The sequence below is a fragment of the Paenibacillus sp. Paensp38 genome, from assembly GCF_059491915.1.
Window position 1 is genome coordinate 940757 of sequence record NZ_CP168516.1, and the last position, 15275, is coordinate 956031.

The following is a 15275-nucleotide window of genomic DNA, read 5'->3' on the forward strand; positions in this document are numbered from 1 at the left end:
GCGATTCATGATAAGAAAGACGGGACCGGGAACGGTATACCCGTCTTTTGTCTATTCTGCTAGGCTTCTGTTAAGCTTAAAGAGAGGATGGAAGCATCCAGAACAACGGCAAGGGGTTAAGGCCATGACAAAAATAGTAGTAGTGGATGACGATGTGTTCATTCTGCAATTAATATCTGAATATTTGAAAAAAGAATCCTACGAGGTGACTTCCTTTTCCAGCGGTAAAACACTGGTAGAGCATATCCGTACGAACCGTCCGGATTGTCTCGTTCTTGATATTATGATGCCTGGCATTGATGGGCTTTCTCTACTGACTCAGCTTCGTGAGTTTACGGAAATGCCGATCATTATGATCTCTGCCCGTGGAGAAGAGAACGACCGTATTCACGGGCTGGAGCTGGGCTGCAGCGATTTTTTGACCAAGCCCTTTAATCCAAGGGAGTTGGTAGGAAGGGTCAAAGCAATGCTGAGACTGAGCAAGGCCGGAATGTCTGCATCGGACGATAGGCAAGCGGCAGAAAACGCAGATCTATGCCATGCGGGCAATCTGTATATTTTTGCTGACTTTCGTAAAGTCACAGTGGACGGACAAGAGCTGAATTTAACCTCACGTGAATTCGATCTGTTGCTGTTTCTTGCGAATCATCTGGAAAGACCTTTTGGCAGGGAACATCTGATTCAGCAGGTGTGGAGCTATGATTTTATAGGTGATGTGAGAGTCGTGGATGATCTGGTCAAACGGATTCGTAAAAAGTTAGCTGAATATCACTCTACGCTCGTCATTAACACCGTATGGGGTTTCGGATATAAAGCAACGGTTCAGGAGTTGTAATCATGCGTACGATGAGAGCTAAAATACTGCTTTCCCTGTCCATCGCCATGCTTATTACCGTCTGTATTACAGTGGTCTTATTCATCAGACTTATCGACGACATTCTGGTGAATCAAGCCAAATCCAAACTTCATGAGCAGGCACGCAAAGCCGTCCATATTATGAGTGATGGAGGCTTTGATCGACTGGATAATGCTGAATTTAACTATGTTATCAAGGGCGTGCTTTTATCTACCGATTACTTTATTTTAAGCACGGATAACCACATCATTGACTCAAGCGTTTCTGGAATGGAAGGCAAAAAGATCGAACATTTGCTTTTGATCCGCCAGGGATTTTTTGCATCGGTTCATCCGTCTGCCCAGGATCTGACCGCTACACATGAAGGGGTGGCTGTGCTTCAAGGTAAAAAGGTACTGTTTACGAATGAGGAATTGCCCGGACAACCTTTTCGTATTTTTGTATACTCACCCTTATCTTCTTTGAGAGCCCTGTATGTACCGTTAATGAGAACCACATTACTGTCTATCATCGCGGGTTTTTTAGTGATTCTCGTCATTGGTCTGATGGTGGTCTCGCGTCTGGTGCGTCCGCTCAAACGATTGAAAGAGGCGGTTGGCAACTATGAGCCGAATCAGCCGCAGGATAGTGATTTTCCACAGGCGGATAAAAGTGAGATTGGCGAGCTGATCGGCACCTTTCATTCCATGTCCGCCCGTATTCAGCAGCACCATCACGGTCAAATTGAATTTCTACAAAATGTATCTCACGAGCTAAGGACACCGTTAATGTCGATTCAAGGCTATGTATATGCCATACAGGATCAAGTGGTATCCCAGGACGAGGGACTGAGTATCATCAAAGTGCAGTCCCAGCGGTTAATTGACATGGTGGAAAAGCTGCTGCAGCTATCGAGGCTGGAGGCGCTGAATGAAGAGTGGCCTGTCTCTCTGGTTGATCTTAGAAGCATGGCGGAGGATGCTGTTCATCTATTGATGCCGGTGGCTGCTGAACGTTCTATCTCGCTCCGAGTGGAGGGAGAGGGTCTGCATGTGGCCGTTCCGGCCGAGCAATTGTTCCGCATGATATTGAATTTGCTGCAAAATGCAGTTCGGCATACCTCTGCGGAGGTTGTCATTCATTTGGAGACAGGGACAACACCGGAGGTTGTATGGGTTATGCATGTGGATGATGATGGGGAAGGGCTGACCGAACAAGAGGCAACCGAGGTGTTCGGAAGATTCTATGCGGGCTCGAATGGTGTCACAGGTCTTGGATTGGCTATTTGTCGTCAAATTGCTACCCGGTTGAATGGAGAACTACTCTGCACACGTTCGCCATTGGGTGGAGCACGCTTCAGCTATATCCAGCGCATGTTATAAATGAGTACAAAAATGGTTAAAAATGATCGTTTTTTCGGAGAAACATTTCATTTATCTAACATCGAATGGAAGTTTTTCGGTGATATTTGAGATATAGCTTGACTGGTAGGTACTAAACTGAGTAAAATTAATCGTATATACCTTGACTCATGGACGTCGTTTTTTTAGATAGTGGTCAATAATAGTGATGAATAATAAATGAAAGAGTGATGAGATGAACCGCCTTTTGGAAGTGAAGGACTTAACGATATCTTTCAAGACCCGCCAGGGACTAGTGCAGGCCATTCGTGGCGTAAACTTTCATGTCAATAAAGGAGAGACGCTGGCGATTGTGGGCGAATCCGGCTCAGGTAAAAGCGTAACCTCACAAGCTGTTATGAAGTTGATTCCGACCCCTCCGGGCATTTATCAAAAGGGTCAAATTATGTTTGACGGACAAGAGCTGATTAATAAAACGGAAAAGCAGATGCAAAAAATTCGTGGTAAGGAAATTGGCCTGATTTCTCAGGACCCAATGACTTCGCTTAACCCGACGATGAAAGTGGGCAAGCAGATTACGGAAGTGCTTTTCAAGCATGAAAAAATATCCAAGGATGCTGCTCGCAAGCGGGGTATTGAGTTGCTGAATCTAGTAGGTATTCCACATCCAGAACAGCGTTTTAACCAATATCCGCATGAATTTAGTGGCGGTATGCGTCAACGTGTCGTCATTGCGATGGCATTGGCTGCTAATCCGAAACTTCTGATTGCCGATGAGCCGACGACTGCGTTGGACGTAACGATTCAAGCTCAAATTTTGGAACTGATGAAAGATCTTCAGAAAAAGATTGATACTTCCATCATCTTTATTACTCATGACCTCGGTGTTGTGGCGAAGATGGCTGATCGCGTTGCTGTTATGTACGCAGGACAAATCGTGGAAACAGGTACGGTTAATGAAATTTTCTACAACCCGAAACATCCATATACATGGGGCCTTCTCGCCTCTATGCCAAGTTTGGACAGCCATGGTCAGAAGCTGGCAGCTATTCCGGGAACACCTCCGGATCTGCTTCACCCACCTGTAGGGGATGCTTTTGCAGCTCGCAGTTCTTATGCTATGAAAATTGACTTTGAGAAAGAGCCTCCACTCTTTCAATTATCCGATACGCATTTTGTGAAATCATGGTTGCTGCATCCAGATGCGCCAGCGGTTGAGCCACCAGATGCGGTAAAGGCTAAGCTTCGCAAGCTGGATAACGCATTTGAAAAGCCGGTTTTGGTAGAACAATACGGTAGTTAATGTGCGCTATAATTTGTAATTAAACAAATGAAAAATAAAAAAAAGGGCTGTTCTCTCCGTGTGGAATCATTCTACGGAGGAAGCAGCCTTTTTGGTGTAAAATCGCAGGTTGTATGCGTCTGCGGTTATTTGTGTTAATGGGCAGTGTTTACAGCTTACCAGAGCCAGCTTGGGAAGTGACTTCTGCCTTCACACTGGCGGATGGGGAAATTTTATCGTTCAGCGATGGTTTCCAGCCTACAGAGGAGCTAAGACCCGCACTGGAGCCTGCATTAACAGCTTGTCCATTCAGGATTGTGCCCGTATCTGACAGGGCAGTTCCACCAAAGACAGTCACGATTTTAGCTGCAGATAAACCGGCAACGTCAATAACATTGTTTTCGGCGAAGATTTTGGAGGATTTACCTGCGCCCCATATATACAGTGAAGGATATTCGGAGCGTTTTACATCACCTGTATAGTAATTGTTGTACAGATGGACTTGTCCATACCGCACGCGTGGTGTGCGTTGTACCGTGTTTTCATAATAATTGTGATGCAGGGTTACACGTAAAGTCCCTTCATCTGCTGTTTTACTGTCGCTGTTGCCAATAATCGATGATTTATCATGATCGTAAAAATGATTGTAAGAAACCGTAACCAGATCGCCCTGGTTAATCACATCGAGAAGCCCATCATGATGCTGGTATTCTTGACCGTAAAAGGAGCCGTTTTGGCTATCTGGGTGAGATCCATCATTGAAGGTATTGTGGTCTACCCATACATGTGTGGCGCCGTTAATTGTAATGCTGTCATATTCCGAATTCCAATTGCCTGTGCTGCCGTCCGTTGGGTCCCATTGAGGAAAATAATCGTAGGCATCCTGGAACTCAATATTACGGATAATGACATTATCTGTCCCTTTTTTTAGTTGAAGGTTCGCGCCGTTAATGACGGCATTGCTACCCTGACCGACAATCGTTGTATTAGAAGGAATCTCAATGACGACACGACTGGCCTGATTTTTTTGTGAAGCCTCACGTGCCTTTTCCAATGTGCCGGACGGAGCCTTTTTACCCCAAGTGGATGGGTCATAAGCTTTGAGGTAGGCGTCAAAATCATATTTAGAGTCCTTGTAATCGTTCAATCCCAACGGCTTGTTATTGTCATCGACGTTGGCGTTGATCGTGCCTTTGACATAAATGATTTTAGGCGTACTATTGCTGTTTTTGCCCAAAGCATCGACTAATTGCTTGCGATTCGTTACGGTGAAAATATTAGAAGAAGAGGCTGCAGCTCCGCCTGTTGTGCCTGTAGAAAAGGCTGCCCAACCGTTTTTGTTACCAAGCGTTTCTTTACCAATATCGCTGGCTGCATGAGCAGGTGAACCAAGAGGGGACAGGGTAGTGAATAGCAGAGCTGCTGCAATTCCGAGTGAAAATCTCTTTTTCATAAAATACCTCCGTATATTGGATGAATAGAGTAGACAAACGAAGGGAGTCCCGGGTGCTCCTGTGGTTTCTACATTTTCTATCATACTTCGTGTTCCAGTATTTGTTAATATAATAAAAGTTACATACTAAAATTTTTGTCGAATTTTTTATATAATTCAATAGACCCCTACTTTTTCCAATCAAGACGTATATGTAATAATGAAAACGTTAACAATCACACGGAATAGGAAATGTATATATGAATATATGGAATTGTTTTTGTGTTTTTTCTCAAAATGTTAACGATTTCAATCTATACATTCTGGAAGGTCGATTTATAGATTTTTGCAGAATCCTCAGGTAAAATGGCTTGTAATAAAGCTGAGGAGGAATGGGCATCATGGCAGAGCATTTAGCAGATATCTTGAAGTTGTTGAAGCAAAAAGAGTGGGTAGATTTGTCCCACGCTTTTTATCCTGAAATCCCTCATTTTCCAGTATTCGATAATGTTCAGGTGGATACCCTGTTTACCCACGACGATGGCTTTTTTGTAAAACAATACTGCTTTCCAGGTCAGTATGGGACTCACATTGACGCACCCGTTCATTTTGTGAAGGGCAAACGTTACTTGCATGAGCTTTCATTGAAGGAGCTGGTTTTGCCGCTCGTTGTCATTGACCGTTCAGCAGCCGTTGCAGCTAATTCTGACTATGAGCTTACGGTTGCGGATATTTTGGACTTTGAGAAAGAGCATGGACGCATTGCTGATCAGTCCTTTGTCGCTTTTCGCAGTGATTGGAGCAAACGTTGGCCTGATTCAGATGCCTTCTCGAACAAGGATGACGCCGGAGATGCACACTGTCCAGGCTGGTCGCTAGAGGCGCTACGCTTTTTGGTAGAAGAACGGAATGTGGCTGCCATTGGACATGAAACGCTAGATACGGATTCTTCTGTAGCTTATCGCAAAGCTGGCAAGCTGGTAGGGGAATATTACATATTGGAGCAGGATCGGTATCAAGTTGAGATGCTGACAAATTTGGACAAGTTGCCCCCGACGGGCGCGGTCATATATAATATCGTTCCGAGCATTCAAGATTCCCCCGGATTTCCAGTGCGCTCCTTTGCTATTTTGCCTTAATCATACAGTACCCAGTCATTTGAAAACGATTGTATATTCATCTTGAGCTTAAAAGACCGATTCAGATATCGACATCTGAATCGGTCTTTTCTAGCTTATACGGGGTAATGTACAGTGTGAATGACCGTTCAGTCCATCTTGAATCAAAAGGATGAAACGTCTTAAGTGATAATTGTTACGGTAGGGGCAGAGATGGTGGGCTGAGTTGATATGGTGGAGGTTGTGCCGCTAAAATCAGATATTTCTATGACAGCGGGGACACCTGGTGTAATATCTACAGAGGCAATGACCAGACTTGCCGTGGTCAGGGTGAATAAGGAACTCTGCTGAATAACTCCATTAATATAATAATTAGCAGAATCAGTAGCCGTTAATGTTGGTAAAGCAACTACTGGAGCGTCGGCGTCATCTACGAAGCTTGCAGCAGGAATAGTTGTTGTTGTTGCTCCGATCATCCCGGCTGTAATTGTTGCAAAAAAACGAGTCACGGCTGGGGTTACAGTCGTGCTTATGGCACCACCAGTTGCTACGGGAGCAGTAGCTACTGCTGTGTACACAGGTTTTATGATGGGCATAGTTTTCATCTCCTTTCTTTACTGGTATGAGCCATTCGGTGGCTCTTAATCAATAAATGATTTCTCAACCTATTCGGAAACGGCATATTAACCTTTCTATTAATAATAGGGTGAATGGAGAAGGCCTATTTTGCTACAAATACAGATGGAAGCGAATACTTGGAATCGGCATCCTACAAATGCCTAAAACCCTAAAGAGGGATATGCATACAATACATAAATAAGCATGTGAGAAGGAGGTGTATACGACTGGTATGAGGAGACGCGATTCATCACTAAGAAGGCAAGGAAAGAGAACCGTACATTGCAAGATCAACAAACGTAAAAAGTGTAAAACAAGTTATTCACTCAAAGGTAGAACAAAAACGGGGTTCCATGCCAAAAAGCATCCAAAGCTAATCATGCAACGGAGATGTAGAAATACTCCTACCAAGCGGAGGCGGAGAATGGGCAAGACGGGAAAGCCGGGTGTTCCGGGTTCGGCAGGAGCACAGGGCATTCCTGGTTTGACAGGGAAGCAAGGCGAAGCCGGGTTAACAGGGGTACAAGGTATTCCAGGTTTAGCAGGAGCACAAGGCATACCGGGAACTGCGGGAACACCGGGAGTCCAAGGAATACCAGGAATACAGGGTCCAGCAGGAACACGGGGAGCGCCAGGTCCGGCTGGCGTCCAAGGTAGTTCAGGTGCAACAGGTGCACCCGGCCCTACTGGAGCACAGGGCATAGCGGGCCCAACCGGAGCCCAAGGAATAACAGGCCCAACCGGTCCGGCAGCTGACATTTCAAATATTGAAATTATACCCATAGCCGAGCGATATTTTTATTTTGCACCTGCTACAATTGAGTCTTCAATCACGATTATGGCGGATCAATTTTCTGTAGATGGTGTACAGGAGCCCTTTCAGCGGTTTAATGTCGGAAGCAACAGTTATGCCAATCTATACATTAATGGAATGATACAAGAAAGCACATTGTATAGACTGACACCTGAATCGCTGACGATTCGCCTTAACGAAGGGGAGGCAATTTCCTCCGGCACACCTATTATTGTGGAAATTGTTCAATTTAGTGTGCGAGCCAGTGGATGATACTGTTCGCGGTGAGGCAACCCAGAGGCAGATACAGCTGTTTTTGGGGCAACGAGCCTTTGCGTCCGACATGCCAAAGCTGAAGACCGGCCTTGGAGCTTTGGTTATGGATGGCGTGCACGACTTTTTGCAGCGGGGAAATGTGCTCGTCGCTCATATGCCAAGACTGCCTGAGTCTTTTCCCTGCTGGGTGACTGCATGCACCTTAAGCATAATGAGTCCCGCCTGCCCGAGCGCCCGTTTTATTCGATTACATATCTATTTTATATGAATAAAATGTGGCGATACACGTATCATTAATTGTATTTATGATCATTCACTTATAAAAACATGGTATTTAGGTTTAATACAATATATTTCAAATGAAAGTATGAAGATAGAATGAGCCTGCATAAAAATATAATTTGCATTTTAGTTAGTTATCACTTACTATAATTTTATGAACAAGAAAACACATATAGACAGCAAAAAGAAAGATATTCTGCAGGCAGCGATGTGCTTATTTGCAACCAAAGGAATTGACGGGATTTCAGTCAAAGAAATTGGAGAGGCTGCCGGTGTGACGGATGCCGCGATTTATAAGCATTTTAAGAGCAAAGATGCGATGGCCTTGGAAGTATTTGGGCAGTATTGCAATAGCTACACCACCTTAATTGACTTCTATCGCAAGCAGAGTGGGAACTTCGTTAGTCGTTTCCATCAACTGGTGGATGAAGTGCTGAATATGCATGATGAGGACCAGTATGGTTTGCTTCTACTATCACAGCATCATGAGCTGTATGTTGAAGCAAGCCAGAGCCAGAATGTGCGTCAGCCGCTGGAGGCGTTGACTGAATTCATCGAACAGGGGATTCAACAAGGTGAACTGCCGAAGCAGGATGCTCAGCTATCCGGTGTGCTCATCATTGGAGCTATTACACGCTTGTCCGTATCCAGCCTGGAAGGTGAACTTCCACAGCAGCTGGTTCCATTTGCAGCAGAGGTCAAACAACGTTTAACTGCTTTATTAAGTAAAGGTCAGTAGTGGCCTTTTCTTTTTAAATATAAAGTTAGTGTTTTCTAACTAAAATCATAATGTGAAGATAGGAAGTGGCTTATATGTCTAAAAAAATATTGGTGATTCAAGGGAATCCAGTCGCTGGCAGTTATGGAGAAGCGTTGGCTCAATCCTATGTAAAAGGAGCGAAGGCTGCAGGAGCAGAGGTTCGTTTGTTGCAGTTATCCGAGTTGGATTTTAACCCAAATCTATTAGGTGGATATCGTAATAAATTGCCGCTGGAACCTGATTTGATCCAAGCACAGGAGTCGATTAAATGGGCAGAACATCTTGTTTTTGTCTTTCCAATCTGGTGGGGCAGCTTGCCTGCATTAATGAAAGGCTTCATTGACCGTACCATTATGCCGGGGTTTGCGTTTAAGTATCAAAAAGGAAAATCCTTGCCTGACAAGCTTCTAAAAGGAAGAACAGCTCGCCTCATTACAACGATGGACGGTCCGCACTGGTACTACCGATTTTTCCAGGGACAGCCTGGGCATCGGATGATGAAGGATTCCACGCTGCATCTATGTGGTGTCAAACCAGTGCGTTCTACGACCATTGATCTTATGAATAAGTTATCGGATCAGCAGCGCAACGATTGGCTGAGCAAGGTGGAGCAGCTAGGTCGAAGCATGAGCTAGGTGTTCCCCTGACCCAAACCCATTGGCCTACAGGTAAACCATAGCGGTATCTGAGCATAATCGACCTGCGAGAAGGAAAAAGACCGCAATGGGAGCAACTAGCTCGCATTGCGGTGTTCGGAATAGCTTATGTTTGCAATCAACGTTAAATAAATATCGATGCAACGATTAAAATAAATCCGATCGCTAGACCGGCAGGGCCCCAATAATGCATAGGGATAAAAAATAGACTGTGCTGGGTTCCCATTCGATAGCGTTGTCCCGTTTCCATATCAACTAGCACTTTGTCCGAGTCGGAGTTGAGTGCTTTCCCCAAATACCAGATAATAACTCCCGACACAATGAACACAAAAGCCATTGGCAGCCGGGAATCTATGGAGTCAAGCCCTAGAGCGGATACTAAACTACCGACAATAACAAATAAAATCCCTGGAATAATAATATTTAAAATACCAAAACCCTTCCAAATAATCACATGAATACTTCCTTTCTAAATTAAAATCCAACATATGTATTTATCGGTTGAAAGAGAGATTTAGTTTACAAAATGACCCATTCAATGGGGAATTTACAATGTGTAAAACTGGAAGAACAAAAAAAGCCGTTTCTCCACATCTTCATAGCCCAGCATAATCTGGCCTGAAGGAGGAAAATCGGCTTTTTTAATTAAGTGAAGTTGAAGGCCTGTGCCTATTCGGCTGCTGCTTCCGCTTGCTGGGCTACGGAAACAACAGGCTTCATAATTCGACCCAGCATATCTTGCTTCGGACGATTCCAGGTAGTCCAGTCATCCAGCAGCAGACCGCCTGTGTCGCCGCTATTCGGATTCAGGGACCAGTACGTAAAGTACAGGTTGTTGGCACCAATATAGTCAACAAGCGCATTTTGCCATTTCCCCTCAGGGGAGGACAAATCAACATTACGGCCGCCGAATTCACCAACCAGCACCGGAGCTATGTTTTGTTTGCTGATGTAGCCCCAGGTTTGATCCCAGATCGCAGGCAGGTTGGACGGGAAGGCCGGGTCGTTGAACCATGGCTGCGAAGATACACCAGGGCCGTAATCATGTGGAGAATATACGACACGGTTCGGTACGTCCAGAACGACAGGATAGTTGGCTACACCTGTCAGGTTGCCACCCCACCAGTATTGGCTATTGTTGCCTTGTACATTGTGGTCTACACCTTCTACGAGAATCAGCCAATTTGGATTCACCGACAGAATCGCATTCCCTGCACGTTGTGCCGCCAGACGCCAGTCTGTTGAGGCATTGCCTGTACCCCAGCTTGCTTGACCGTGTGGCTCATTGTGTAAATCCGCACCAATGACGGTTGGGTTGTTTTTGTAACGATCAGCCAACATTTTCCAGTCGCTAATCCAGCGAGACTCAGGGTACTGGGATGTGTACCACAGCTCGGATTGCCCGCCTGAGCCTGGACGGTGACGGTCAAGGATAATCTGAATACCGCGTTGTCCAGCTTTTTCGATCAGCTTGTCCATAATTTGAATCGGGTTTAATCCGACCAGATCAGGGTTTTTGTGATAATCAATACTGTCTGGACGGGAACTGGAATCGAACAACTGATTGCTGTAAGGCAGACGAATCAGATTGTAGCCTTCTTTCTTCACCTGATCCAGCATGTCGTCCATTGAGCGGCTCCACAGTCCATGCAAGGTGTAATTAGGAGTTTCCAGACCGAACCAGTTCAGGCCGTTAAATGCCGCTTCTTTCCCGGATTCGTCTACAATCTTGTTTCCTTGGGTGTGATAATATCCTTTCACACTGGCTGCATCTGCAGAAGCGGGTGTATAGCCATACAGTGTGAAGCCCATTACGAGGGAGGCAATGACGAAAAATGTTTTTTTTAATCCTTTTTTCTTCATAATTCTGCTTCCTCCTTTATTTAAAAGAATTTGTAACCGATTACATTTTTATTTTATGTTCAAATCTTCCATCAAACAAGTTCATAAAATTCGTATATTTCTAAGATTTCGTTCGAAATCAATAGATTTATAACAACGGATTATCAAGCTAAGTAGGAAAGTTCCTCTTGTAAAAGATTCGTGAAGGAGTTTCCACCCCGTATTTTTGGCCGCGCTTGTATATGAGGTAGAGGCACGCTCTAACTCTTCATTTATTATATTTTCCTGCTGTAAAAGAAGGTATATAATAAAGTGAAATTCACTTTACATACAGGTTGCAGAATATATATATTTGAAAATTAACATGCCTGACATGCAGAAAAAGAAAGGAGGGTAATTATGGTAACAACGATGAAGGAAGTTGCAGAACGTGCCGGGGTGTCGAAGAGTACAGTTTCGCAGTTTCTGCAAAAGAGATACAACTATATGAGTGAAAACACCAAGAAGAAGATCGAGCAAGCGATTGAGGATCTCAGTTATATACCCAATGAGGTGGCACGTAGTCTCAAGCAGAAGAAGACCTTCATTGTGGGGGTTATTTCTTCAACCATTTTATCGAGATTTACAACAGAAGTCGTGCGTGCCATTGAAGATGAATGCCAACTGGAAAATGTCCAGGTCATTGTCTGCAATACCGATGATGATTCGCTCAAAGAGAAAAAGTATGTCCAGTCGATGATTGCTCGGCAAGTGGATGGACTTATCATTTTCCCGACGGAAGAGAACAAGAAATTATATGTTTCCCTTGCCAAGAATGGCTATCCCTTCGTGTTTGTGGACCGAAAAATCGATGAACTCAGCGTAGATACGGTGCTACTGAATAATGAAAAGGCCAGCGAGCTTGCGGTTGAAGCACTCATTGAGCATGGTCATAACAACATTGGGATTATCACGTTCCCCTTAGGCAAAAAAGCGATCACCACACGAAGTGAGCGACTGTCAGGTTACCGAAATACGCTGGGTAAACATGACATACCCGTGAATGAAAACTATATCAAAAGCGGCAGGTTGGATGAAATGCCTAATCTGATTGGACAACTATTTCACATGGAGAATCCGCCCACTGCAATTATTGCTACGAATGACATGATTTTGGAGCAGGTGCTGATTTATGCAAAAAATAATCATCTGACCATACCTAATGACTTTTCCTTGATTGGCATAGATGATGTATCCTTTGCGTCTTTTTATAATCCGCCGATCACAACCGTTTCCCAGCCGAGTTTTGAAATGGGGAAAAGAAGTGCCAGGCTACTGCTGGAGAAAATTGATCAAAAAGAACAGGATCATGAGGAGCTGTCAGAAATCATCCGTATGAATCCGGTCATCAACCACAGAGAATCGGTCCTAAAGCTGAACTGAATGTTTGAATAAGTCCTTTTCATCTTTTTGAAAACGTTTTTATGAATTCTATTGTAAAAAGAAAATAAAGAGCTATAATGATCTTATGATTCGAGTCATGAATACCCTTTCATTTATGGTTGTCCTGAATTTAGTGATGATGGTGATTGAAGAGAGGGGAGGAATAGAGCTCAAACGAATAATGCATGGAGTAATTTGTGATTTAATTCACAAAAAAATGATTCTTCTTCTTTTTACATTCCCGGAAGGGAAATTTTTTTCGAGTATTACTAAATCGATTTAGTAAGAATGGAAAATAAATAAAAGAAAGTCGGAGATCACTATGGAAATGTTTATGAGCATTATCAGGGAGCCATCCATCATTATCGCGATTGTGACATTACTCGGCCTTATATTCCAGAGGAAGAAAGTATCAGAAATCATTACGGGAACTACCCTTTCTTTCATGGGCTTCACCATGATCAAGGTCGGCGGCGGCATTTTAGGAGGCGTTCTCACTAACTTCAGCCAAATTTTTTCTTATGCGTTCAACCTTAAAGGTGTCGTACCCAGCAATGAAGCCATTATGGCACTGACCATTGATCAGATCGGGGCGGATGCTGCGCTCATTCTGCTCTTTTCCATGATCCTTAACATCGTGCTTGCACGTCTGACCAAGTTCAAGTACATTTATTTGTCTCTTCACTTGATTTTGTTTATGAGCTTTGCCGCTACAGCCGTTATGAAAGGTCTAGGTCTCAGTTCGCTGACTACGATCATCGTCGGTTCATTGGTCATTGGGAGCTATATGGCGGTGTTTCCTTACCTACTCCGAAATGCCAGCAAAAACATTATTAAATCGGATGATTATACGATTGCTCATGCTTCCATGACCTCTTACATTCTGGGCACCTATTTAGGGAAAGTGTTCGGCAACCGTGAAAATGACACCGAAAATGTAAAAATTAATGACCGCATCAGTTTTTTGCGCGACCCCAATGTTGCAACGACCTTGACGATGCTTGTGCTTTTACTGGTATCTGGACTGGTTGCTGGTTCTGACTATGTCAGCAAATTATCGGATGGCAAAGAATACATCGTCTTCATCCTCGAACAGTCAGCTATTTTCGCAGCCGGCTTGTATATCGCAAAAGCAGGTGTTAAGCTGTTCACAACTGAAATTGTACCCGCTTTCAAAGGCTTCTCCCAAGTGTTCGCCCCTGGAGCCATCCCTGGTGTGGATGTTCTAGTACTGTTCGATAAATCACCCAATTCCGCGTTGGTAGGTTTCTTGGTCAGCTTCTTCACAGGCGTTGCCTGCGTCTTTCTTTTCCCGTTTATCGGATTGCCTGTCATTGTGCCAGGAATCATGGCCTGTTTCCTCGCTGGTGGTGCAGCCGCGATATTCGGCAATTCCAGCGGTGGTTTCAGAGGAGCTGTTATTTCCAGTTGTCTTAATGGATTCTTACTCTGTCTACTGCCAGCTCTCACTTTGCCGCTCTTTTCTTTTTTGGGTGCCGAAGGGGTGACGTTCGCCGATCCCGACTTTACCACCCTTTCTGGAGTACTTTGGCTTATTTTTCGCTGGTTTTAAACTAAACCGATTTATGAATTTTTTCAAAATAACTCATCTAAATCAATTGTGCTTAAAAAGAGGAGGAATGATCCATGTTTTTTAATGACCAAGATATTCAAATTGATATCGTTGACAGTAATACCACCCGGAAAGTGCTAGCCCACAGCGACCAGCTTATGTATGTCAAAGTGATGTTTGCTAAAGCACAAATAGGGGAAATCCTGTTGCATAAGCATGTCCATGAACAAGTCACCTATGTAGTGAAGGGAAGTTTTAAGTTCATGATTGATGATGGCGAAACCAAGGAAGTGCAGACCGTCAAAGAAGGAGACAGCATCCATTTTCCATCCGATACTCTTCATGGCTGTATCCCACTGGAGGATGGCGGCATTCTGCTAGATGCATTTACACCAGCACGTGCAGATTTCCTGTAACGTCCGATCATTTCATTTTTATCTTTTTTAGAAGAAGACCGGCAAGTATGTTATATTTAACAAACGGCAATCGTGATGAACAGTAATATAGTGATTTTTAGAAAAGGATGAGACAATTTTGGAAAACAACGAAACTCAGCAGGAATTTGCAGAAGTATATGAGCAGCTTAAAGTAGCTGCAAACCGAACCTCCGATTGGAAAACACGCCTAGCTGCGGTAAATGATCTGGGTGCATGGAAGAACCAGCAGACGATTGACTTGCTGACACATCGTTTGAATCATGATACGGTATATGCCGTTCAGGAAGCCGCTTACCGCAGACTTCAGGAATGGGGCGAGAATGTACAGCCGCCTGTGCGCAAAGAGGGTGAGCTTGTTAAGGGCCTGACGAAGATTCTGGTGCGGATTAAAAAAAGCTTGCCAGCCGACCATACCTACAACGATTTTCGCGAGAAGCTGCACAAGATGAGAGTCGATATTTATGACATCTATGAAGGCGACAAGGGCGCTGAATTTGACCAGTGGCTGGAGCAAAAATGGGCTTCATTATCCACAAGGTAATTTCTGAACCCTGTAATTATATGTATTTTAAGGATGGTTGCAGGTGA

16 protein-coding genes are annotated in these 15275 nt (G+C 44.1%); 11 read left to right on the top strand and 5 right to left on the bottom strand.

Features of this window, described 5'->3' with window-relative positions; translation table 11 throughout:
• Positions 1-124: 124 nt before the first annotated feature.
• From ACEN8J_RS04170 to ACEN8J_RS04180, 3 genes are all read left to right on the top strand, one after another.
• Positions 125-835, top strand: coding sequence for a response regulator transcription factor (locus ACEN8J_RS04170; RefSeq protein ID WP_029515637.1), 711 nt, complete (start codon positions 125-127; stop codon positions 833-835).
• A 2-nt stretch (positions 836-837) separates the two neighbouring features.
• Positions 838-2217 (top strand): HAMP domain-containing sensor histidine kinase, encoded by a 1380-nt coding sequence (locus tag ACEN8J_RS04175; protein ID WP_342434371.1) that lies wholly within the window; start codon positions 838-840, stop codon positions 2215-2217.
• 214 nt (positions 2218-2431) lie between these two features.
• Positions 2432-3499 carry an ABC transporter ATP-binding protein gene (locus ACEN8J_RS04180; protein WP_029515635.1) on the top strand — a complete coding sequence of 356 codons (1068 nt, stop codon included), beginning with the start codon at positions 2432-2434 and terminating at the stop codon, positions 3497-3499.
• A 148-nt stretch (positions 3500-3647) separates the two neighbouring features.
• Here the strand turns inward: ACEN8J_RS04180 and ACEN8J_RS04185 are convergent, their stop codons facing one another.
• On the bottom strand, positions 3648-4931 hold the full coding sequence (locus ACEN8J_RS04185; RefSeq protein ID WP_029515634.1) for a pectate lyase family protein: 1284 nt from the start codon (positions 4929-4931) through the stop codon (positions 3648-3650).
• Positions 4932-5311: 380 nt separating this feature from the next.
• Here ACEN8J_RS04185 and ACEN8J_RS04190 point away from each other — a divergent pair, with 380 nt between their 5' ends.
• Positions 5312-6049, top strand: a complete 738-nt coding sequence (locus ACEN8J_RS04190) for a cyclase family protein (RefSeq protein ID WP_029515633.1) — start codon at positions 5312-5314, stop codon at positions 6047-6049.
• A 161-nt stretch (positions 6050-6210) separates the two neighbouring features.
• Here the strand turns inward: ACEN8J_RS04190 and ACEN8J_RS04195 are convergent, their stop codons facing one another.
• A complete protein-coding gene (locus tag ACEN8J_RS04195; protein WP_013311418.1) occupies positions 6211-6624 on the bottom strand; it encodes a DUF4183 domain-containing protein in 414 nt (137 codons plus the stop codon).
• Between the two features lie 446 nt (positions 6625-7070).
• Here ACEN8J_RS04195 and ACEN8J_RS04200 point away from each other — a divergent pair, with 446 nt between their 5' ends.
• A complete protein-coding gene (locus ACEN8J_RS04200; protein ID WP_080658569.1) occupies positions 7071-7712 on the top strand; it encodes a DUF4183 domain-containing protein in 642 nt (213 codons plus the stop codon).
• Here the strand turns inward: ACEN8J_RS04200 and ACEN8J_RS04205 are convergent.
• On the bottom strand, positions 7690-7869 hold the full coding sequence (locus tag ACEN8J_RS04205) for an oxidoreductase (protein ID WP_238437886.1): 180 nt from the start codon (positions 7867-7869) through the stop codon (positions 7690-7692). The genes ACEN8J_RS04200 and ACEN8J_RS04205 overlap by 23 nt on opposite strands.
• A gap of 282 nt (positions 7870-8151) precedes the next feature.
• On the opposite strand from ACEN8J_RS04205, the gene ACEN8J_RS04210 reads away from it, so the two are divergent.
• A complete protein-coding gene (locus ACEN8J_RS04210; RefSeq protein WP_165149595.1) occupies positions 8152-8736 on the top strand; it encodes a TetR/AcrR family transcriptional regulator in 585 nt (194 codons plus the stop codon).
• Between the two features lie 74 nt (positions 8737-8810).
• Complete coding sequence (locus ACEN8J_RS04215) at positions 8811-9392, top strand: NAD(P)H-dependent oxidoreductase (RefSeq protein WP_134902644.1); 582 nt, start codon at positions 8811-8813, stop codon at positions 9390-9392.
• 145 nt (positions 9393-9537) lie between these two features.
• Here the strand turns inward: ACEN8J_RS04215 and ACEN8J_RS04220 are convergent, their stop codons facing one another.
• Both ACEN8J_RS04220 and ACEN8J_RS04225 read right to left on the bottom strand, forming a co-directional pair.
• On the bottom strand, positions 9538-9867 hold the full coding sequence (locus ACEN8J_RS04220; protein ID WP_029515629.1) for a hypothetical protein: 330 nt from the start codon (positions 9865-9867) through the stop codon (positions 9538-9540).
• Between the two features lie 215 nt (positions 9868-10082).
• The gene (locus ACEN8J_RS04225; RefSeq protein ID WP_495594257.1) at positions 10083-11276 is read right to left on the bottom strand and encodes a glycoside hydrolase family 5 protein; all 1194 of its coding nucleotides are present in this window, start codon (positions 11274-11276) and stop codon (positions 10083-10085) included.
• A 378-nt stretch (positions 11277-11654) separates the two neighbouring features.
• On the opposite strand from ACEN8J_RS04225, the gene ACEN8J_RS04230 reads away from it, so the two are divergent.
• The 4 genes from ACEN8J_RS04230 (at position 11655) to ACEN8J_RS04245 (ending at position 15228) form a co-directional block, all read left to right on the top strand.
• Positions 11655-12677: a substrate-binding domain-containing protein gene (locus ACEN8J_RS04230; RefSeq protein ID WP_495594258.1), complete on the top strand. Its 1023-nt coding sequence runs from the start codon at positions 11655-11657 to the stop codon at positions 12675-12677.
• Between the two features lie 322 nt (positions 12678-12999).
• Positions 13000-14250: a PTS ascorbate transporter subunit IIC gene (gene ulaA, locus ACEN8J_RS04235; RefSeq protein WP_322157765.1), complete on the top strand. Its 1251-nt coding sequence runs from the start codon at positions 13000-13002 to the stop codon at positions 14248-14250.
• A gap of 74 nt (positions 14251-14324) precedes the next feature.
• Complete coding sequence (locus ACEN8J_RS04240) at positions 14325-14666, top strand: cupin domain-containing protein (RefSeq protein WP_165149587.1); 342 nt, start codon at positions 14325-14327, stop codon at positions 14664-14666.
• Positions 14667-14784: 118 nt separating this feature from the next.
• The gene (locus tag ACEN8J_RS04245) at positions 14785-15228 is read left to right on the top strand and encodes a HEAT repeat domain-containing protein (RefSeq protein WP_029515623.1); all 444 of its coding nucleotides are present in this window, start codon (positions 14785-14787) and stop codon (positions 15226-15228) included.
• Positions 15229-15275 lie beyond the last annotated feature (47 nt).